This is a genomic window from Streptomyces sp. NBC_00859, from assembly GCF_045161865.1.
In the GTDB taxonomy this organism is placed as follows: Bacteria; Actinomycetota; Actinomycetes; order Streptomycetales; family Streptomycetaceae; genus Streptomyces.
The window spans coordinates 4,427,192-4,447,729 of record NZ_CP108826.1; the positions used below are offsets into that span (position 1 = coordinate 4,427,192).

The following is a 20,538-nucleotide window of genomic DNA, read 5'->3' on the forward strand; positions in this document are numbered from 1 at the left end:
TACGTACGGAGCGGCTGCCCCGCCGACGCAGGAAACGGAAAGGCGGTCGCCCGCCGCAGGTACGAAACCGAGGTGCCCCCGACCGGAATCAGTCCGATTCCGGTCGGGGGCACCTCGGTGTGTCCGTATGTCCGTGTGCGCCATGTCCCTCTGCGCCCGCGTGCGCCCGTACGCGCCCGTGCCGCTGGTCAGCCGTGCAGCCGGTCAGCTGCTGGTCGAGGCCGATGCCGGGCCGGACGGTGTCGCGTTGCCGCCGGGGGTCGCGTTGCTGCCCGAAGAGGGCTTGCCCGACGGGGAGGGCCCGCCCGAGGGCGCTCCCGAACCCGAAGGGGTCGAGCCGGGCGTCGCCACGGGGCTGGGCGTCGCGGGCAGGCTGCTCGGGCCGAAGCCGTGGAAGTAGCTGGTGGCGGGGACGACGAGCGCGGCCAGCGCCACCCGTCCGGTCTCGCTGAACTGGAAGACCAGGTTCTGCGTCGACCCCGCGGCGGCTGCCGAGCGGCCGTCGGCGAGGACGGCGGCCGCGTTGTTACGGCCGCCGATGACGACCGAACCGTGGGCGGGAACCGAGATCGGCCCCTTGCCCTTGGCCCCGGTGAGCTTGACCGGGGAGCTGGAGCCCGCGAGCTTGACGTTCTGGAGCGTCTGGTTCGTGTCGCCGTTGTTGAAGACGGTCGTCGCGATGACGGCAGGGCCCTTGACCGTGGCCTTCGGCTGGGTGATCACCGTCGCGTTCTGGACCTTGATGACGCCGACCGTGGTGGCGGCGTTGTCCGGCTTGATCTCGATCGTCGCCGCGTTGTTGCCTGCGCCACAGGCGGACAGGGCGGCGGTCGAGACCACGATGGCAGAAGCGGCGAGGACGCCGCGTCGAAGGCTGCTGCTCACGGCGGCGGCTTCTCCTAGGACGTACGGACAGACGGACAGGGGGGCGGGAGGGGGTAAAGCCTCCCTAAGGGTGTGTCAGCGGCCTCAGGTTACCGAGCCGCCGTCACGGCCCCGCACCCGACCCGCCCCGTCGCCGGTACCGGTACCTGCCGGTCGGCCGCGGGCCGTCCGATCCGGTGGCTTCGTACGCCGTTCACATATCGCGAGTGATCAATTCACTCTGCCGCTCTCCGCCGCCACGCATTCCTTACGGAAAACCCTCTTCCGGCGCACAGTGATCAATTCTCGAATGCGTCCGTATGGGTGATCGACATACGAACAAGGGTCGCGAAGTTCACCGTTTGGAACCCGGCAAATCGGGACGTTAGCCCCCTGGGGGAGGGCTCCGGATCCCTGTAGCGTGCGCGTTTCTCTTCGTGTGCAGAGCGGCTCCCACCTGCGAATACCGTCCCGCGGGAGCTGTTCGCAGCACGTTCGTGATGCTGTTGTCAAGCCCTGAGATATGCCCTGACCTGCGAAAACGTCATTCAGAAGAAGCCGTTCTCGTGTTACCCTGGATAGCCACGGAAGGGGTACCTGTCACATGACGTTCAAGGTTGGCGACACCGTGGTCTATCCCCATCACGGGGCCGCGCTGATCGAGGCTATCGAAACTCGCCAGATCAAAGGCGTGGACAAGACCTACTTGGTGCTCAAGGTCGCCCAGGGCGACCTGACTGTTCGTGTGCCGGCGGACAATGCGGAGTTCGTAGGCGTGCGTGACGTGGTTGGTCAGGAAGGGCTGGACCGGGTCTTCGAGGTGCTTCGTGCGCCGTATGCCGAAGAGCCCACTAACTGGTCCCGTCGCTACAAGGCGAATCTTGAGAAACTCGCCTCCGGCGACGTCATCAAGGTTGCCGAAGTAGTTCGTGACCTGTGGCGTCGCGAGCGTGAGCGCGGACTTTCGGCCGGTGAGAAGCGCATGCTCGCCAAGGCCCGCCAGATCCTGGTGAGTGAGCTCGCTCTCGCTGAGAACACCAACGAAGACAAGGCCGAGGCTCTGCTCGACGAGGTCCTCGCGTCCTGAATCGCTCGACCCGCTTGACGCATTGAATGCCGTGGTGCCCGCTGACCGCATGGACCAGTCCCATGTGTCGTCGGGCGCTACGGCATGTTGTTTTCTCAAGCAGCTCTCCCGCACGTGCCGTCTTCCCGCACGTCCGCCCCGCACACTCTTTTCACGCAGACCGGTGCGGCGGCTCAGCCGCTTCGACGCTCCGGCCGGCCCGGTGGCCCTGCTTCCGTCTTCGCCTGTTTTTCATGGAGCGATGCCGCGTGAGCAGTACCTTGATCGGTACGTGGTGTGCCGGGCCCGGGATGCCGACTCGCCCAGTCGTCACGGAAGGGGCCGGTCAGGGCGTCGCGCCCGGCACTCCCCCAACCTACGGCCGGGGGCACCCCCAGGCCATACCCACGCCGGCTGAGGACACAAACCCTGAACGCGCAATCGATGTCAGACGAGCCCGGACACCATTCCCGTACCGGATCCAGCGACGGATCCAGCGACGGATCCCGTACCGGATCCAGCGACGGCGCAGGCCCAGGATCCCGTACCGGACCCCGCGCCGAGCGTGCGGCCGGAGCAGGCCACACCACTGCCGCCGTGATCCCCGCCGCCGGCCGCGGTGTCCGGCTCGGCCCCGGCGCTCCCAAGGCGCTCCGCGCCATCGACGGAACACCCATGCTGGTCCACGCCGTGCGGGCGATGGCCGGATCACGTGCCGTCTCCCTCGTGGTCGTCGTGGCCCCGCCGGACGGTGCAGCGGAGGTCGAGGCACTGCTGGCCGGGCACCTCTGCCCCGCGGGCACCGAGCTCCTCGTCGTCCCCGGCGGCGACACCCGGCAGGAGTCCGTGCGGCTCGGGATCGGTGTACTCCCCGGGAGCGTCAGCACGGTGCTGGTGCACGACGCGGCCCGACCGCTCGTGCCCGTCGGCACCGTGGACGCGGTGATCGCGGCGGTACGGAACGGCGCCCCCGCGGTCGTTCCCGCCCTCCCGCTCGCCGACACCGTCAAGCAGGTCGAGCCGCGGACGGGAGGCGCCCCCGAACCGGTCGTCGCCACCCCGGTGCGGGCCCTGCTGCGCGCCGTACAGACGCCGCAGGGCTTCGACCGCGCGCTGCTCGCCCGCGCGCACGCCACGGTCACCCACGACGTCACCGACGACGCGAGCATGGTCGAGCAGCTCGGGGTGCAGGTCGTGGTCGTCCCCGGACACGAAGAGGCATTCAAGGTGACCAGGCCACTGGACCTGGTCCTGGCTGAGGCGGTTCTCGCCCGCAGGAGGGAAAACAATGGCTTCTGACGTGCCGATGGTCTTGCCGCAGGTCGGTATCGGGACCGATATCCACGCTTTCGACGAGGGGCGCGAGCTGTGGTGCGCCGGCCTTCGCTGGGAGGGCGAGGGCCCCGGTCTCGCCGGGCACTCCGACGCGGACGTGGTCGCCCACGCCGCCTGCAACGCACTGTTCTCCGCCGCCGGTATCGGCGATCTCGGGGCCCACTTCGGCACCGGCCGCCCCGAGTGGTCCGGGGCATCCGGGCTCACCCTGCTCACCGAGGCCGCCCGCATCGTCCGCGCCGAGGGGTTCACCATCGGCAATGTGGCCGTCCAGGTGGTCGGCGGCCGGCCGAAGATCGGCAAGCGCAGGGACGAGGCGCAGCAGGTCCTCTCGGAGGCTGCCGGAGCGCCGGTCTCGGTGTCGGCGGCCACCAGTGACGGACTCGGCTTCACCGGCCGTGGCGAAGGCCTCGCCGCCATCGCCACGGCCCTGGTGGTCCGTACGTAGGAGCCGTGCCCGCCGGCCGGACGGGGCCGGTCGCAGGAGCCGCACGGGGGCAGCCGTCCGCAGGAACCTGCGGCGTGCTCGGGCCTGCGGTCCGCTCGACCTGCGGTCGGCTCGGCCTGCGGGCCGCCTTGGGAGCCGCGCCCCGCCTTGGGAGCCGCGCCCCGCCTTGGGAGCCGCGCCCCGCCTTGGGGGCCGCGCCCCGCCCCTCTCGCCCCCGCACCCCGAGCCCCGTGCATACGCAGAGGGCCCCGTACCTGCGCGGCGCGACGTTTGGAGCCGGGTCCGGGGCCGGCTGTTGGGGTAGGCATGGGAGCGCAAGCTCTTGTTCCACCGTCTGTTTGCTCCACGATCCGTTCGACCATCCGTTCCGTACCCCGGAGGCCAGCACGTGTCTGCCGTACTCAGCGACAAGCTCAAGGAACTCCTCGACAGCCCCGTCTTCGTCAACATCGCCACCATCCAGCCCGACGGCAGCCCCCAGGTGAGCCCGGTCTGGGTCAAGCGGGACGGCAACGATGTCCTGATCTCGACGACGGCCGACCGCCGCAAGGAGAAGAACCTGCGCCGCGACCCGCGGGTGACGGTGCTGCTGCAGCCCGCCGACGCCCCCTACTCGTACGCCGAGATCCGGGGCACCGCGACGCTCACCACCGAGGGCGGCCAGGAGCTGATCGACGAGCTGGCGCTGAAGTACCAGGGAAAGCCGTACGCCGAGTTCAACCCGGACTCCGCCAACGACGGCACCCGGGTCGTCGTCAGGATCACCCCGCGCAAGGTCGTGGGCAGTATCTGAGGCACGACCCCGCGGAATCCGAGGCGCGATCCCGTTCCGGCCCGCCCGAGAACCCGCAAGAGAGCCCGCCGGAGCGCCCGCCCGGACGTGGGCCCGAGCTCCCGTCCGGCGGCCGGTCACGAGCCGCCGGACGGGCGCCCCGGAGCACTGTTGCGTCACACTTCCATGCCCCGTCGGCCAAAGGGTCGCGGGGCACTGGTATGGGGCCACTACCCTGGTGCAGTGACTATTCGTCTGTACGACACCAGCGCCCGGCAGATCCGTGACTTCGTTCCGCTCACAGCGGGCTGTGTCTCGATCTACCTCTGTGGCGCCACGGTGCAGGCGGCCCCGCACATCGGGCACATCAGGTCCGGGCTGAATTTCGACATCATGCGCCGCTGGTTCGCCTACCGCGGGTACGAGGTCACGTTCATCCGGAACGTCACGGACATCGACGACAAGATCATCAAGAAGGCCGCGGAGCAGAACCGCCCCTGGTGGTCGATCGGCTACGAGAACGAGCGCGCGTTCAACACCGGGTACGACGTGCTCGGCTGCCTGCCGGTCACCTACGAACCGCGTGCCACCGGTCACATGACCGAGATGATCGAGATGATGCGCGTGCTCATCGAGCGCGGTCACGCATACGAGGCCGACGGCAACGTCTACTTCGACGTGCGCTCGTACGACGGGTATCTCCAGCTCTCCAACCAGGACCTCGACGAGATGCGCCAGCCCGCCGAGGACGGCGTGACCGGCAAGCGCGACCCGCGCGACTTCGCCATGTGGAAGTCCGTCAAGCCCGGTGAGCCGTCCTGGGAGACCCCGTGGGGCCCCGGAAGGCCCGGCTGGCACCTGGAGTGCTCCGCGATGGCCCACAAGTACCTGGGCAGCGCCTTCGACATCCACGGCGGCGGGCTCGACCTGATCTTCCCGCACCACGAGAACGAGATCGCGCAGTCCAAGGCTTACGGAGACGACTTCGCGGCCTACTGGCTGCACAACGCCTGGGTCACCATGAGCGGCGAGAAGATGTCCAAGTCGCTGGGCAACTCGGTGCTGGTCAGCGAGATGGTCAAGCAGTGGCGCCCGATCGTCCTGCGCTACTACCTCGGCACCCCGCACTACCGCTCGATGATCGAGTACAGCGAAGAGGCACTGCGGGAGGCGGAGTCGGCCTTCGCCCGCATCGAGGGCTTCGTCCAGCGGGTCGTCGAGAAGGCCGGGGGAGCGGTCGCTCCGGCCGCCGAGGTGCCGCCCGCCTTTGCCGAGGCCATGGACGACGACATGGGTGTACCGCAGGCGCTCGCGGTCGTCCACACCACGGTCCGCCAGGGCAATTCCGCACTCGCGGCCGACGACAAGGAAGAAGCCGTCGCCCGGCTCGCGGAGGTACGGGCCATGCTGGGCGTTCTCGGTCTCGACCCGCTCGACGAACACTGGGCGGGCGACGGCGACCGAGGTGACGACCTGCACGGGGCGGTGGACACTCTGGTCCGGCTCGTGCTCGAACAGCGCGAGTCCGCCAGGTCCCGCAAGGACTGGGCCACGGCGGACGCGATCCGGGACCAGCTCCAGCAGTCGGGCCTGGTCATCGAGGACGGCCAGAACGGTCCGCGCTGGACTCTCGGCCCGCGGTGAGCACTCGGACGCCGTTCGCGGCACACTTTCCTATACGTAGTACGTACTGAGCAGCAAAGAAACAGGTAGGTCATGGCCGGGAACAGCCAGCGCAGGAACCGCCGCACGTCCAACAAGAAGGGCGCGCAGGTCGGCAGCGGGGGCCAGCGACGCCGCGGCCTGGAAGGGAAGGGCCCGACGCCCCCCGCGTCCGAACGCAAGGGGCACAAGAAGAACCGCGTCGCGGGCGCCCAGGCACGGCAGGCCGCGGCCCGCCGTCCCGCGCCACGCAGGGGCGGGGCCAAGGGCACGTCCGAGATGGTCGTCGGCCGCAACCCGGTCTACGAGGCGCTGCGCGACGGCGTCCCGGCGGTGACCCTCTACGTCCAGCAGTACATCGACAACGACGAGCGGGTGCGCGAGGCGCTCCAGCTCGCCGGGCAGCGCGGCAACATCAACCTGATGGAGGCCCCGCGCCCGGAGCTGGACCGGATGACGAACGGCCTGAACCACCAGGGCCTCGTCCTCCAGGTCCCGCCGTACGAGTACGCGCACCCCGAGGACCTCACATCCGCCGCGTACGACGCCAACGAGGACCCGCTGATCGTCGCCCTCGACGGTGTGACGGACCCGCGGAACCTCGGCGCGATCGTGCGCTCCGTGTCCGCTTTCGGCGGCCACGGCGTGGTCGTCCCCGAGCGCCGGGCGGCCGGCATGACGGCGGGCGCCTGGAAGTCCTCGGCGGGCACGGCCGCGCGTACGCCGGTCTCCCGCGTCACCAACCTGACGCGGGCGCTGGAGAGCTACCAGAAGGCCGGTATCACGGTCGTCGGCCTGGCGGCCGACGGCGAGCACGAGGTGCAGGACCTGGCGGCTCTGGGCGGCCCGGTCGTCATCGTCATCGGCAGTGAGGGCAAGGGGCTCGGCCGGCTCGTCGGCGAGACCTGTGACTACCGGGTGCGGATTCCGATGCCGGGTGGCGCCGAGTCGCTGAACGCGGGCGTGGCCGCGGGCATCGTCCTGTACGAGGCCGCGCGCCGCCGGGCCTGAGCCGCACGCGGCACGCCGCACAAGGCAGCCCGCACGCGGCACGTAGCACGCGGCACGCTGCGCAGCCCGGTCACGTACCGTCCGCGTCCATGGACGGTACGTGACCGGGCTGTTGTTGTGCTGTTGCTCCTGGCTCTGCCTGCCGCATCCGGAGCCGGTGGCTGCCGCTGGTTTGCCCCTGCCGGGGTGGTCCGCCGGCCGGCGCTTCGCCTTGTGGGCAACGCCTGTTGACGGGTCGCGGACAGATCCGGAGCGTCAAGGCAGTGTCCTAAACCTGTGTCACTCGGTTAGATGAGCGTGGACACCAGAACACCCGGGTTCGACGACCTGCCCGCGCTGAGCATGGTCAAGGTGCCGTGCGATCCCGCACAGGTCGTCGTCAACCACGCCAGCTTCCGGGTGCAGCTCGCACCGAACTCGATTCGCAGGCCCGCCGGTTCGGGTCCGAAGGGCACGGCAAGGGTCCCCGCGGCCGCCGGCGCGGGCGCGCGGCGCCGCGCGCCTGTCGTGTGGAGTGGAAAGTCAGCCCCTGACGACACCGGGGCGATCAGACTCCTCCAGGCCGTGCGGAACTCCGGCGTTCAGGAGGTCGGTTACGCGTCCGGCCACGACGCGGGAGCCACCCAGGTCATCCCCCGCGTCGGCGTCGGCGGAGCGGACGGCCCGCCGCGCGGCGGCCCCGGAGGCGAGGGCCCCGGCACCCAGTTGCTGCCCAGGATGCGTGAGGCCGTCGGCGCGTACGACGAGCAGGAGCGCTACTCCGGCCGGGCCGACGACGCGGACGACGCGTTCGACGACGGCCTCGGCTACGGCGCCGACGGCGCCGGAAGCCGTGAGGACCTCCAGCGGTCCGGCCAGGACGGCATCCGCCACGCGTATTACCCGGGCCGCCGGATGAACCTCGGTGTGGTGCTGCTCCCGCTCCGCGTGTTCCTCGGGTTCATCTCGATGTACGCCGGTATGGGCAAGCTCTGCGACCCGGTCTACTTCGACGGCGGCGAACGCGGCTCCATGGTCAAGTGGCTGCACTCCCTGCACCCTTGGGCCCTGGCGGAGCCGCTCCGGGACTTCGCGCTCTCGCATCCGGTGGGTGCGGGTCTGACCATCGCGTTCCTGCAGGTCGTCGTCGGGGTGCTGACCGTACTCGGACTCTGGCAGCGGTTCGCCGCGGTCTTCGGCGCGCTGCTCTCCGCGGCGCTGGTCGTCACCGTCAGCTGGCGGACCGTACCGGTGTACGACGCGCCGGACATCATCTACCTCGCGGCCTGGTCCCCGCTGATCATTGCGGGCGCCCCGGTCTACTCGATCGACGGCCGCCTCGCGGGCGAGGCATGGCGCACGCTCGGGCCGCGTTCCGAACTCGCGGACCTGCGGAGGCGGGTACTGCGGCGCGGCGCCGTCGTCGCGTCGCTCGTCGTGGGGCTGACGCTGATCATCGGCGCGCTTCTGGGCGGCGCCGTACGCTCCGCCCAGGTCGTGACCGTGCCGGGTCCGAACACCGACCCCACCAACCGGCTTCCGGGACAGCCGCTGCCGCAGGAGCCGGGCGCCTCGGGCAGTCCGACACAGCAGCGCACGTCGAGGTCCCCCTCGCCGTCCGCGAGCGGCACCGCGCGTCCCTCGGCGAAGCAGTCGGCGCCCGGCGCGGTCCGGGAGAGCGCGACAGCCGGATCCACGGGCCGGCAGCAGCCCAGCCAGACCCAGGGCACCGGGCAGCAGCAGCCGTCGGAACAGCAGCAGCAACAACAGCAGCAGGCCCCGCCGCCGCCCGCGGCGACCAGCGCGGGCCCCTCGGCCGCGGGCGGTACGAGCAGCGGCGGAGGCGGCACGGCCGGTGGCTCCAGCACATCGGGCGGGGGCCAGGGCGGCAGTTCGTCCGGCGGCGGTGGCAACAAGAACCCGATCGGCGGCCTTCTCGGCTGACGGAGGACTCCGCGTACGACGGCTTGAGCTGAGGTACGGAGTCGGTGAGGGGCGGCCGCCGCGAGTGGCCGCCCCTCACGCATGCCGCGGTGCTGACCGCGCCCCGGCGCCGCCGAGCGGCCTTCCTCGCGCAGTCCTGTTGAGCAGTCCGTTCAGCCCTGGCCGCCGAGCTCCTTCGCCGCCTCGGTGAGGTCTTTGGCGGTGTCGATGGCCCGCCAGTAGGCGCCGTGCGGGAGCGGATACCCGGCCAGCCTGCGTTCGCGGGCCAGCCGAGGGAACGTGGACCGCTCGTGGTCCCCGCGGTCCGGGAGCAGGGCCGTGAAGCCCGCGGAGAAGACGTACACGCCGGCGTTGATGAGGTACGGCGAAGGGGGCGACTCGATGAAGTCGAGTACATGCCCGAACTGGTCCGTCTCGACTGCGCCCCACGGGATCCGGGGGCGGGCGAGGGCGAGCGTGGCGACGGCGTCGCGCTCCGCGTGGAAGGCGGCCATCTCGCGCAGTGAGAAGCGCGTCCAGATGTCGCCGTTCGTCGCGTACCAGGGCTGGTCCGGCTGTGGCAGATGTACGGCGGCGTACTTCAGGCCGCCGCCGCGACCGAGCGGCTCGGACTCGACGACGGTCGTGACGCGCAGGGGCAGTTCGGCGCTGTCCAGCCACTCCTGGAGCACCTCGGCGAGATGGCCGCAGGAGATGACGGCATCGGTGACGCCTTCGGATGCCAGCCAGGCCAGCTGATGGCCGATGATCGGCGTACCGGTGCCCGGGATCTCGACCATCGGCTTGGGACGGTCGTCGGTGTACGGGCGCAGCCGGGAACCCTGGCCGCCCGCCAGGACCACGGCCTGGGTGGGCGTCGCGTGTACGTGGTGTGGATCAGGGGTCGTCGTCATGAGGCGCACCATACGACCTGGTGCGCCTCACGACGACGGTGTTCGGCGGCGGCGGTGCTCAGCCGCTCGGCGGGCCGCTGCCCTGCTGGGAAGGGCGGCCGGCCCCGAGGCCGGGGCTGCACCGCGTTGCCTGTGGCGGCCTGTGGCGGGCGTCAGTGCTGGTGTGCCACCCCGTACGCGAAGGAGGTGTCGCAGACCGGGCGCGAGAACGACTGGGCACGCGTCGGCCCGTACCGCTCGACGGCTGCACGGCCCAGCGAGCGGGCGATCGACATGCAGTGGCTCGCCAGGGACGGACGGCTCTCGACCTCGCGCTGGAGGTGCGTGAGCGCCTTGCCCGGGTCCTTCTCCTGGAGCTCGGTGAGGAGCTTGTCACGCAGAATGTCCTGGGGCGTACGGGTCTTGGCGCGCACCGACACCTCCTTGGTGGAGGCGGTCAGCATCTGCGAGCCGTTGGAGGTGCCTGCCCACGGGACGCGGGTGACCGCGAGCGTCCCGGAGAGAACCAGGACGACGGGCAGGACGAGTGCGAGAGTTCGGCCGATTCGGCGGGCTGTGTGGGTCACGCTGTGGAGCGTAGCGGTCGGTGATGATTTGGCGACATTTAGTCACTCGTGCGGGGGATGGTTCGAGTTTGCTTTTCGAATCAGGTGTTGACGCCCGCCGTGAAATGCCCGCTCTGCCGGGGTATTTGTCGACAACGCGCCGCGGCCCCGCGCCTCCTTCAGAGGAGGCGCGAGGCCGCGGTACGCGATCCGTCGGGGCGACCGTCAGCCGCTGAGGCGCTCGCCGGTCGAGGTCGAGAAGACGTGGATCTCGCCGGTACGCGGGACGACGTGGAGCTTGGTGCCCTTGTCCGGGACCTTGCGGCCGTTGACACGGACCACGAGTTCCTTGTCCACGCCGTTCACCTCGGCGGAGCCGTAGACGTAGCCGTCGGCGCCGAGCTCCTCGACGACGTTGACGGCGACCGCCAGGCCGGCCGGGGCCTCGGCGCTCTCCTTGGTGAGCGACTTCGGGACCTCGTCGTGCTCGACGACCTCGAAGTGCTCCGGGCGGACGCCGACCGTGACCGTGGTGTCGCCCTTCTCGGACGCGGCGGCGAGCGCCTCACGGGAGACCGGGACGACGCTGTTGCCGAACTTCACGCCGCCGTCGGTGATCGGGACCTCGACCAGGTTCATGGCCGGGGAGCCGATGAATCCGGCGACGAAGAGGTTGTTGGGGCGGTCGTACATGTTGCGCGGCGAGTCGATCTGCTGGAGCAGGCCGTCCTTCAGCACGACGACGCGGTCGCCCATGGTCATGGCCTCGACCTGGTCGTGCGTGACGTACACCGTGGTGATGCCGAGGCGGCGCTGGAGCGACGCGATCTGCGTACGGGTCGAGACGCGGAGCTTGGCGTCGAGGTTCGACAGCGGCTCGTCCATGAGGAAGACCTGCGGCTCACGCACAATGGCGCGGCCCATCGCGACACGCTGACGCTGACCGCCGGAGAGCGCCTTCGGCTTGCGGTCCAGGTAGTCGCTGAGGTCGAGGATCTTCGCGGCCTCTTCGACCTTGGCGCGGATCTCGGTCTTGTTGATACCGGCGATCTTGAGGGCGAAGCCCATGTTGTCCGCGACAGTCATGTGCGGGTACAGCGCGTAGTTCTGGAACACCATCGCGATGTCGCGGTCCTTCGGCGGAAGGTGCGTGACGTCGCGGTCGCCGATGCGGATCGCTCCGCCGTTGACGTCCTCAAGACCCGCGAGCATGCGCAGGGAGGTCGACTTGCCGCAGCCGGAAGGACCGACGAGGACGAGGAACTCGCCGTCCTCGACATCGATTTCCAGCGCGTCCACGGCGGGCTTGGTGGATCCGGGGTATATCCGGGTCGCCTTGTCGAACGTGACTGTTGCCATGAGCGTGTGCTCCTTCACCGGCAGGAACGTGCCGGACGATCCGAGTAAAGGTGAGTGGTGTAGTCCACACGGGTGAACTGTCCCGAGACGCTACCTGGCGCTTTGCGGTCTGTCAGTAGTTCCGGGCCGGGTAAATTCCGGACGTGGCAGCGTCCGCAGTGCGGTTAGAATGCTCCGACGCGCCTCCTTAGCTCAGCTGGCCAGAGCAACGCACTTGTAATGCGTAGGTCATCGGTTCGAATCCGATAGGGGGCTCTGTGGAAGCCCAGGTCACGTATCCCGTGACCTGGGCTTCTGTCGTCGGAGGACGCATCGGCGGCGTCGGGAGCCGGGCGCTTCGCGGTCGGCGGTCTCAGCTCTGGTCTCGGACGGCGCTCCGGGCCGGGGTGCGAAGGCGTTACCCCTGCGGAGCGAGGCGTACTGCGGCCGCCACCATCGCGTCCAGGCCCGTACCCCAGCTGTGTACAGTGGACGGCTGCGAAGGGGAGTAGCCCCGCAAACCGGTCGTCGACATGCTGGAGCCCTTGCGGTTCCCGGTGGCCGGGCTCGTGCAGAATCTGCCGGGCGGGCGAGACCTTCGGTTCCTTGTCGACGACGTACGCGCGTCGCGGGGCCGAGGTCGTACGCCGCAACCCTCTCTGCGCGTCTTTCCCAGGTTTCCGCGATGCGGGAAAGCTGGCTGATCAGTGTGATCCATTTTGTGTTGCTCATCGTGTGCGCGGTGGCGATCTACCTCTCGTGCGAGTGGTTCGTCAACGCCGTCGAATGGCTGGGCCGGCGTCTGAACGTCGGCAAGATGGCCGTCGGCACCATCCTGGCCGCGTTCGGCACTGCCCTGCCCGAGTCCGTGGTCACCCTGGTCGCCGTGACCACCGGCGGCAGCGAGGAAGCCAAGAACATCGGCGTCGGCGCGGCCATGGGCGGGCCACTGGCGCTGGCCACCGTCGCCTACGGCGTCACCGGAGCGATGCTGCTTCTCAAGCGCCGTAAGGAGAAGGCCCGCATCCTCGCGACCACCGGGATGCCGGACAGCCGCGCGGAGCGGGAGGACCAGGCGCTGGGTGACGAGAAGGACATGCGCCGCCTGGCCAAGGACCAGAAGTGGTTCCTGCCGATCTTCGTCGTGAAGGTCGCGCTGGGTCTGGTCGCCTTCGCGTTCAAGCCGACCCTGGGGCTGCTGTTCTTCGCCGCGTACGCCGTCTACTTCTGGCGCGAGATCCGTGGCGGCGACGAGGACGACGAGGAGGACGAGGAGCTGGAGCCGCTCAAGCTCCGGCCCAGGGCGGCCTCCCCGGCCACCTGGGCCGTGGTCGTGCAGACACTCGCCACCCTGGTCGTGATCTTCTTGGCCTCCCAGCTGTTCGTCAGGCAGCTCGATGCCATCGGCCCGATGCTGGGCCTGTCCGCGGCCGTCACCGCCCTGCTGCTCTCGCCGGTCGCTACAGAACTGCCCGAGATCATGAACGCGGTCATCTGGGTCCGCCAGGGCAAGACGAAGCTCGCCCTGGCCAACATCTCCGGCGCGATGATGATCCAGGCGACCGTCCCCAGCGGACTCGGTCTGCTCTTCACCACCTGGAAGTTCGACGGCGCCCTGCTGTGGGCCGGGCTGATCACCATGGCGGCCATCGTCTACCTGCTGCTCACCATGCGCGCCCACCGGCTCACCCCCGCTCGCCTCACGGTGGCGGCCGGTTTCTACGTCGTCTTCGCCGTCGGCCTCGTCCCGATCCTCAGCTGACCGGCGCCGTGCTGAGGGCGGCCCTCCCCCCGTGCTTGCGGCTGGCCGCGTCGCCCGGCGGACCCCTCCCCGGGGAGGGCGAGGCCCGGGTGGCCCGGTCCGAGCAGGCGGACGTCATGTGAGCCGTGCTCCGACGGGGTGGGCCCATGTGAGCGGCGCCCGGCGGGGGTTGGGCATCCGTACGGTGGGGTCGCTGGGGCGACAGCCAGGCAGGTCAGGCGGGGTCGGCGATGACAGCCGGCCGACGGGAGAGGGCGTCCGATGCCTTGGCTGTGGCGTAGAGGGACAACGCGAGTGCGAGTGCGAGTGCCACGCCCGCGGCGAAGATGCCCGCTGTCGGCTCGGCCTGCGGGCCACCGGCTTCCCCGCGAGCGGACCCGGAGAGGAAAGGGACCACTACGAGGACGGCCAGGCCGAGCGCTACCTCGCCCCAGACGACTCTGGGGAAGTGCCGGAGCGTCAGGTGGAAGAGGGAGGCGGTCTCGCCCGCACCGCGGGCTCTGGTCATGCGGGGCATCAGCCAGAACTGGTTGAAGGCGCCCGCGGTGACCAGTCCCAGAACGAGGACGATCTTGACGAGCAGAACGAGGCCGTAGCCGGTGGTCCAGAACTGGCTGATGCTGCCGACGTGTTCCCAGCTCATCCAGAGGCCCGAGATGACGACACCGGCGACGCAGATCATCGCGACGAGGCTGAATCGGCGCCACATGTCGGTCCAGAGCAGACCGGCGTCCGGGCTCAAGTGGCGCCGGGCGGCGGCGAGGACGCTCAGCATGACCAGTCCGCCGAGCCACACCGTGCCGCTGATGATGTGGATCTGGGTGAAGACCAGGTCCAGCACGTCGTCCGCGGTCTGCGTGGCAGTGGCCGGGAGAGCCGTTATCAGCGTCACCGCCAGTGCGAGCGGCAGAGCGGTGAGGGCGATGGGCTCCAGCCGGCGCCGCGCGCCCCGCGTGAACAGGGCCATGAGAGCGGCCGCGGTGACGAGGAGGACGACGTTCTGCACGAGGAAGAGGGTGCCTTGTGCGACCCAGGCACCTTTGTCGGCTGGTGCCCGCAGGAACTGCCATATGTGTCCGGGGGTGAGGGCGTCGGCGAACGGTGTGCCCGTGCTTGCCCTGGCCACGCGCGCGGCGAGCTGGAAGTACCCGGCCACCAGCAGCACCACGCCGGACCAGGCGAGGCAGACCGCTGACCGGTGGCGCAGTACGGCGACGTCGTCGGAGGTGTCCGTTGCCACCCTGAGTGCGGGCCGGACGGTGGCCGCGTAGGTGATGAGTCCGCCGATGGAGCCGGTCAGGCCGATGAAGTAGCCCGTCTTGGTCAGGGCTCGCCAGGCTGTGGGCAAGGCGTATCCGGCCGTGTCCGCGGCCAGCAACAGTGTGGTCATAAGGTAAGGCTAGCCTAAGTTAAAGGCAAGGGCGGTGTCGCTGACCGGGGCGGACGGTGAAGGTGCGGGCAGCGCGATGGCGCTGATCAGTGCGCCGTCGAGTCGGAGTTGGTGGCTGCTGAGGCGTCGGGGTGGAGGGCGAAGACTCGGTCCAGGCCGACGATGCGCAGGATCCGGAGGATGTCGGCGGGGACAGCGGCCAGGGCGATATCGGCGTTTCGTTCTGCGGCCAGACTGCGGGCCGCCAGCAGAGCGGAGATGCCGCTGGAGTCGCAGAGTCCCAGGCCGGCCAGATCCAGGACCAGTAGTTGGCCGGCAGCAGGCGCGAGACGGCCCACGGCCCGGCGGAGTTCGGGTGCCGTCATATGGTCCACGTCGCCGGTGATCTCGAGTACGGGACCAGTGGCGGCGTCTCGGGCGGTGATGGTCAGCGGACTCATGTCGGCTCTTCACTCCCGGGGGTGGGGAGCCGGGTGGGCATCCCGAGGGCGAGGAGCGCGGTGTCGTCGTCGAGTCCGTCGCCGAAGCTGGTGAGCAGTCCGGTCAGCGCGGTGACCAGGGCCTGCGGGCCGGCCGGCGGCTGGGCGGCTATGAAAGCGCGCAGGGCGTCATCCCCGTAGAGCTCGCGGTCGGCTCCGGGGCGGGCTTCGGTCAGGCCGTCGGTGTAGAGCAGCAGGGTGTCGCCGGGGAGCAACTGGGTGCGGGCGGGGGTGAACTGCGCCTGAGGCAGGGCTCCGATGAGCATGCCGCCGGGGGTGGGCAGGTCGTGTGCGCTGCCGTCGGCGCGCTGGATCAGCGCGGAGGGGTGGCCGCCGGAGGCCAGGTGCACGCTGACGCCGTCACTGCCGGGGCTGAGGACGCCGAACACGGCGGTGCAGTAGCGGGCCTCGCCGCTGGCGTACCGCTCGTGCAGCACGGTGTTCAAGGTGGTCAGTACGGTGACGGGGTCGGGGTCGTGCAGGGCGGCCGCCCGCAGTGTGTAGCGGGTCAGGGAGGTGACCGCGGCGGCCTGGGGGCCTTTGCCGCACACGTCACCGAGGAAGAACGCCCACCGGTCTGCACCCAGGGGGAACAGGTCGTAGAAGTCTCCGCCGAGAAGATCCGGAGAGGCGATGTGGTAGTAGGAACTGGCCTCCAGGCCCGGGACCGTGGGCAACTCGGCGGGCAGCAGGCTCTGCTGGAGGACGGCGAGAGCTTCCTGGAGGCGCCGGCGGTCGGCCTCGGCCTGCAGCCGCGCTTCTTCGGCGACTTGACGTCCGCGAAGCAGCTCGGTCTCGTAGGCGCGGCGGTCGCGGGCATCGAAGAGCGTGGTGCGTACGAGCATCGGCTCGCCGTTGTCGCTGGTCTTCACCTTTGAGGTGACCAGTACCGGCATCCGCTGCCCGTCGGCGGTCTTGATGTCCAGGGCGATACCGCTGGCCTCGCCGTTCATCTGCAACAGCGGGGCGAAGTGCGTCTCGTGGTAGAGCTTGCCGCCCACGGTGAGCAGGTCGGAAAACCGTATCCGGCCCACCACCTGGCGCCGCGAGAGCCCCAGCCATTCCAGCAGGGTGGTGTTGATCTTCGCGATGGTGCCGTCCATCAGCGTCGACATGTAGCCGCACGGAGCCTGCTCGTACAGCTCCTCCGCGCTGTCCTCCAGCAGAGCGGTGAAGGCCACATCGGTGGCGTCCACGTCCTGCTCCCGGCCCGGATCCTGATCGGTGGGGCCCATCATCGGGCCACGTCGGCGAAGTCGGCGATCGCCTCAGCGGTGGCCTGCGGAGCGCTCAGCTGCGGACAGTGCCCCGTCGCGTCCAGCGTGACCAGACGGCTGCCGGGGATCGCGGCATGGACGTACGCACCGACCTCGCGGGGGGCGATCGCGTCCTGCTTGCATTCCAGCACCAGCGTCGGAACAGCCACCGACTTGAGATCTTCGCGGGTGTCCGACAGGAACGTCGTTCGGGCGAAGACCCTGGCCATGTCCGGATCGGTGGCGCAGAACGAGGCCGTCAGTTCCTGGCCGAGCTCCGGCCGTTCCGCGTTCCCCATGATCACCGGGGCCATCGCCGCCGACCAGCCCAGGTAGTTCGACTCCAGCGACTCCAGCAGTTCGCCGATGTCGTCCGCGCTGAAACCGCCCCGATACCCGGCCTCGTCGATGTAGCGGGGTGAGGGAGCCACCATCACAAGGCGGGAGAACCACTGGGGTGCTTCGGCCGCCGCGAGCACGCCGACCATGGCGCTGACCGAATGCCCCACGAAGATCGCGTCCCGCAGATCCAGCTCCTCGCAGACGTCCAGAACGTCGCGGGCGTAGCCCTGCAAGGAGCTGTAGCGCTGCTCGCTCCAGGCCGATGGGTCCGAGCGTCCCGAGCCCACGTAGTCGAAGAGCACCACCCGGAAATCCTTGGCCAGCAGGGGGAGCACCAGGCGCCACATGTTCTGATCGCAGCCGAATCCGTGCGCCAGCAGGAGTACCGGCCCGTCCGCACGGCCGGTGACGGTGACGTTGTTCCTGCGCCGGACGTCCACGCCCGGCACTTTCCCACTGCTCGCGCCGGACGAGCCGACGTGGCTTCCCCGGCCCGAATCGGCGCCGGTGTCGAAAGCGGGTCCACCGGGCCGGCTGCGGTTATATGCGGCGGGGTCGTTCGCGGGTGTCGGATTCATTCGGGACCTTCCTGGATACGGCACGTATCAATGGAATTCCCGCGTGCAGGGGGAGGGGCAGGGATTCACAGGAACGGGCCGAATGGGATGGGGAAGCTGAGCTGGCACGGGGTGAATTTCGGGGCGTATTCGGGATCGGGTGCGGGTGGCTGAATGAATGGCGGTGGACTGGAATTCGTAATTCGGTACGGGTGTATTTACCGGACAGGCCCGCGCCCTCGGGGGGAGGGGCCGGGGTCCGGGGGAGGTGTTTCCCGCAGCTGAAGCCACTGCGGGAGAACCTGTGGCCGGCGCCGTGTTCCCCAGCTGCTGGGCATCAGCCCTGAAAAGCCGTAGCGCGGGGCGCGTGTGTCAGGCGGGAACGATGTTCTCGGCCGTCGGCCCCTTCTGGCCCGCCGCGATGTCGAAGGTGACCTTCTGGCCTTCGAGCAGCTCGCGGTAGCCCTCGGCGGCGATGTTCGAGAAGTGGGCGAAGACGTCGGCGCCACCGCCGTCCTGCTCGATGAAGCCGAACCCCTTGGCTGCGTTGAACCACTTCACGGTGCCGGATGCCATGTTGTATCTCCTCTGGGGCAGTGTGCCGAAGTCCGTAATGCACGGACACCGGGTCGCCGTAATGATGCCCCGACCGGAAATGACCGGAAATGAAAAAGCGCTCCCGGCGGCTGAATGTGCCGTCGGAGGCGCTTGACGTCTGGGAAACCACAACCACAACTCCAGCCGACAGTAGCATGGTATAGCGGTTCGAGTCTGTTAAGTAATTCCATTCCGTTCGTTGGGGTAAGAACACTCCCGGCACGGCATCTTAAATCCTCACGTCGCGGTCGCAGCTATTGGCCCGTGTGGGGCGCAATATTCCGGATGATCAGTGCGTTTCACCGTTTCAGCCGTCCCCGCGACCGCTTCAGTCCGCCGGAGGCGGTTTCACCGATTCGGCGGTTCTGCGGTGTTCCTCGTTGATGCGCTGCGCTTCTTCGAGCTGGTCTTCGAGGATGACGATGCGGCAGGCGGCCTCGATCGGGGTGCCCTGGTCGACGAGTTCGCGTGCACGGGCGGCGATGCGCAGCTGGTAGCGCGAGTAGCGGCGGTGACCGCCCTCCGAGCGCAGCGGGGTGATCAGACGGGCTTCGCCGATGGCGCGGAGGAAGCCCTGAGTGGTGCCGAGCATCGCGGCGGCCCGGCCCATGGTGTACGCGGGGTAGTCGTCGTCGTCGAGACGGCCGAACGAGTCGCCTGCTGTCATTGCACCTCTCTCACGGAACGCGTGGAGGGGCCCTGGTGCCATGTGGCACCAGGGCCCCGAAGGAACTGCTACACCATCTGCCGGCCCTGCTACTGCGCCGGCCTTCTGTTTCCGCTGACCCGACCTGGAAGTTGTCGGGGGCGCGGGGATCGCGGTTGCTTGACCGGAGACCACCTCACTATCGATGTCCTGCGGTACCCGGGCTCAAGGATTCCTCCCGGGCGATCCTGATGGCGCCTGGCTCCTCCGTTCTTCCCTCTGGGATCACTGCTGGTGAATACCGGATTGCTCAGTGGCCTGCGGCAGCGCCACTCTCCGGCAGCCAGCCCCGTCGCCCGTCCTGCGTCTGCTCTGGCTTGGAACCCCACTGCCGAACTTCCCGGTGCGCGCGCCCGCAGCCGACGCCTTCACCGAGGTACTGCTCACCTGACTTCACTGCTGAGTACTGCGCCTACGGGTACTGCCACTTCGGTACTGCTCGCGGCGGCCCCTGATTACTGCGGGCCACCCGGTCCGGTCGTCAGTCCCGTCGCCGCCCTGCGACAACCCTGGCTTCGGAACTCCACCACCGCACCGCCCTGCGACTACCTGTACTGCTGCCCGGCAGTTCGTCTCTGTCGGGCCCTGCTGTCTCTCTGGGCTACGAGAGAAACCATAACCGGAGCGTGCCCCAATGTCTACTCCGGCGAGAACAGATTTCCATGTGTGCCATGGAGAGATAGTCAGCCTCGGCGGCCGAAGGGGCGTGACGGGCGCTGCACCGGTACGTCTCGGCCCGTCGGCGCATTCGCGTGGGCCTCGCGGTGCGCCCCCGCGCTGGGACCGCGGTCGTTCTCCCGGCCGGTGCGGCACGGGGCGTACGGCGATGCGGCGTACGGCGCGGCACGGGCAAGGGCCGGAGGGTCTCGCTGGTGCGTCGGCCGTGGCCGGCTCGGCGGCGGCCGGTGTCACCGCCGTCCGTTACCGGTTGAGCCTGGCGTGGATGGTTTTACCGGATCCGGGCCCCGGCGTGACGGTCAGCTCCCTGGTGAGGCTGCGGACCATGTGCCAGCCGAAGCCGCCGGTGCCGTCGTTGAGGTCGGGCGTCCGTTCGTGTGGCGGAGCCGGGCTGGGATCGCTGACCGCGGCGGTCATGGTGGCGGTATCGGTGGAGAGTTCGAGCGAGTACCGGCCGCCACCGTGGCGCAGGGCGTTGGTGGCGAGCTCGGAGACTGCCAGGACGAGAGCCTCCACCGAGGCTGGGTCCGGGGCCGGGCTGAGGCCGTCGGCGAAAGCGCGGGTGGCCTCACGGGCCCGGTGGATGCTGCCGGTGCTGTCGCCTCGTACCACGGTCGGCGCGGGAGGCGCCGAGGCGATGGCGATCATCGTGCTGTTCATGCGCGTACACCCCACCTGTGATCGGTTGTGCCGCTCGGGACAGTGACAGCCTGCATGCCCCCTCAAGTGGCCTTCACACCTTTTAACCGCCACTCCGGTGCGGCATTCGCCTTGCGGGGATGTCAGAAGCCCGGCACTCATCCCAGTAAGAAATCTGTCATGGCGGGAGTAGACATGCGGAGTGTGCGTGGGTAGTGTCTTCCTCGTAGCCAAGAGATCGAAAAAGGCACGGCAGGGACGCACTGCCGTGCACG

General features: G+C 69.4%; 19 protein-coding genes and 1 tRNA gene. 9 read left to right on the plus strand and 11 right to left on the minus strand.

From position 1 onward, the window contains the following. Window positions 1–204: 204 nt before the first annotated feature. The gene (locus tag OG584_RS19175; protein ID WP_405779420.1) at window positions 205–885 is read right to left on the minus strand and encodes a DUF461 domain-containing protein; all 681 of its coding nucleotides are present in this window, start codon (window positions 883–885) and stop codon (window positions 205–207) included. 583 nt (window positions 886–1,468) lie between these two features. On the opposite strand from OG584_RS19175, the gene OG584_RS19180 reads away from it, so the two are divergent. The 7 genes from OG584_RS19180 (at window position 1,469) to OG584_RS19210 (ending at window position 9,081) form a co-directional block, all read left to right on the plus strand. Continuing rightward, a complete protein-coding gene (locus OG584_RS19180; RefSeq protein ID WP_006380568.1) occupies window positions 1,469–1,951 on the plus strand; it encodes a CarD family transcriptional regulator in 483 nt (160 codons plus the stop codon). Window positions 1,952–2,374: 423 nt separating this feature from the next. Then, a complete protein-coding gene (gene ispD, locus OG584_RS19185) occupies window positions 2,375–3,229 on the plus strand; it encodes a 2-C-methyl-D-erythritol 4-phosphate cytidylyltransferase (RefSeq protein WP_405779422.1) in 855 nt (284 codons plus the stop codon). Continuing rightward, a complete protein-coding gene (gene ispF, locus OG584_RS19190) occupies window positions 3,219–3,713 on the plus strand; it encodes a 2-C-methyl-D-erythritol 2,4-cyclodiphosphate synthase (protein WP_405779423.1) in 495 nt (164 codons plus the stop codon). Before ispD ends, ispF begins: the two co-directional genes overlap by 11 nt. A gap of 388 nt (window positions 3,714–4,101) precedes the next feature. Continuing rightward, complete coding sequence (locus OG584_RS19195) at window positions 4,102–4,506, plus strand: PPOX class F420-dependent oxidoreductase (RefSeq protein WP_405779424.1); 405 nt, start codon at window positions 4,102–4,104, stop codon at window positions 4,504–4,506. Between the two features lie 222 nt (window positions 4,507–4,728). Next, a complete protein-coding gene (cysS, locus tag OG584_RS19200) occupies window positions 4,729–6,129 on the plus strand; it encodes a cysteine--tRNA ligase (protein ID WP_405779426.1) in 1,401 nt (466 codons plus the stop codon). A 72-nt stretch (window positions 6,130–6,201) separates the two neighbouring features. After that, window positions 6,202–7,158, plus strand: a complete 957-nt coding sequence (rlmB, locus tag OG584_RS19205) for a 23S rRNA (guanosine(2251)-2'-O)-methyltransferase RlmB (RefSeq protein WP_405779427.1) — start codon at window positions 6,202–6,204, stop codon at window positions 7,156–7,158. Between the two features lie 291 nt (window positions 7,159–7,449). Further along, window positions 7,450–9,081, plus strand: a complete 1,632-nt coding sequence (locus OG584_RS19210; RefSeq protein WP_405779429.1) for a DoxX family membrane protein — start codon at window positions 7,450–7,452, stop codon at window positions 9,079–9,081. A gap of 152 nt (window positions 9,082–9,233) precedes the next feature. Here OG584_RS19210 and OG584_RS19215 read toward each other — a convergent pair whose 3' ends face one another. From OG584_RS19215 to OG584_RS19225, 3 genes are all read right to left on the minus strand, one after another. Further along, a complete protein-coding gene (locus tag OG584_RS19215) occupies window positions 9,234–9,974 on the minus strand; it encodes an NDP-sugar synthase (RefSeq protein WP_405779431.1) in 741 nt (246 codons plus the stop codon). 152 nt (window positions 9,975–10,126) lie between these two features. Next, on the minus strand, window positions 10,127–10,540 hold the full coding sequence (locus tag OG584_RS19220; RefSeq protein ID WP_266855551.1) for a hypothetical protein: 414 nt from the start codon (window positions 10,538–10,540) through the stop codon (window positions 10,127–10,129). A 204-nt stretch (window positions 10,541–10,744) separates the two neighbouring features. Next, window positions 10,745–11,878 carry an ABC transporter ATP-binding protein gene (locus tag OG584_RS19225; RefSeq protein ID WP_405779432.1) on the minus strand — a complete coding sequence of 378 codons (1,134 nt, stop codon included), beginning with the start codon at window positions 11,876–11,878 and terminating at the stop codon, window positions 10,745–10,747. 181 nt (window positions 11,879–12,059) lie between these two features. Here OG584_RS19225 and OG584_RS19230 point away from each other — a divergent pair. Together OG584_RS19230 and OG584_RS19235 are read left to right on the plus strand one after the other, a co-directional pair. After that, window positions 12,060–12,133, plus strand: a tRNA-Thr gene (locus OG584_RS19230). Between the two features lie 409 nt (window positions 12,134–12,542). Then, the gene (locus OG584_RS19235) at window positions 12,543–13,619 is read left to right on the plus strand and encodes a sodium:calcium antiporter (protein WP_405779434.1); all 1,077 of its coding nucleotides are present in this window, start codon (window positions 12,543–12,545) and stop codon (window positions 13,617–13,619) included. Between the two features lie 214 nt (window positions 13,620–13,833). Here OG584_RS19235 and OG584_RS19240 read toward each other — a convergent pair whose 3' ends face one another. The 7 genes from OG584_RS19240 to OG584_RS19270 form a co-directional block, all read right to left on the minus strand. Further along, on the minus strand, window positions 13,834–15,009 hold the full coding sequence (locus OG584_RS19240; RefSeq protein WP_405779436.1) for a copper resistance D family protein: 1,176 nt from the start codon (window positions 15,007–15,009) through the stop codon (window positions 13,834–13,836). Window positions 15,010–15,095: 86 nt separating this feature from the next. Then, the gene (locus OG584_RS19245) at window positions 15,096–15,449 is read right to left on the minus strand and encodes an STAS domain-containing protein (protein ID WP_405779438.1); all 354 of its coding nucleotides are present in this window, start codon (window positions 15,447–15,449) and stop codon (window positions 15,096–15,098) included. Then, entirely contained in the window at window positions 15,446–16,723 is a 1,278-nt protein-coding gene (locus OG584_RS19250; RefSeq protein WP_405784145.1) for a PP2C family protein-serine/threonine phosphatase, read from the minus strand. Before OG584_RS19250 ends, OG584_RS19245 begins: the two co-directional genes overlap by 4 nt. Continuing rightward, window positions 16,723–17,526 carry an alpha/beta fold hydrolase gene (locus tag OG584_RS19255; protein ID WP_405784147.1) on the minus strand — a complete coding sequence of 268 codons (804 nt, stop codon included), beginning with the start codon at window positions 17,524–17,526 and terminating at the stop codon, window positions 16,723–16,725. Before OG584_RS19255 ends, OG584_RS19250 begins: the two co-directional genes overlap by 1 nt. A gap of 489 nt (window positions 17,527–18,015) precedes the next feature. Continuing rightward, on the minus strand, window positions 18,016–18,219 hold the full coding sequence (locus tag OG584_RS19260; RefSeq protein ID WP_405779439.1) for a cold-shock protein: 204 nt from the start codon (window positions 18,217–18,219) through the stop codon (window positions 18,016–18,018). Between the two features lie 349 nt (window positions 18,220–18,568). Continuing rightward, entirely contained in the window at window positions 18,569–18,907 is a 339-nt protein-coding gene (locus OG584_RS19265; protein ID WP_405779441.1) for a MerR family transcriptional regulator, read from the minus strand. 960 nt (window positions 18,908–19,867) lie between these two features. Continuing rightward, window positions 19,868–20,284 carry an ATP-binding protein gene (locus OG584_RS19270; RefSeq protein WP_405779443.1) on the minus strand — a complete coding sequence of 139 codons (417 nt, stop codon included), beginning with the start codon at window positions 20,282–20,284 and terminating at the stop codon, window positions 19,868–19,870. Between the last annotated feature and the right edge of the window lie 254 nt (window positions 20,285–20,538).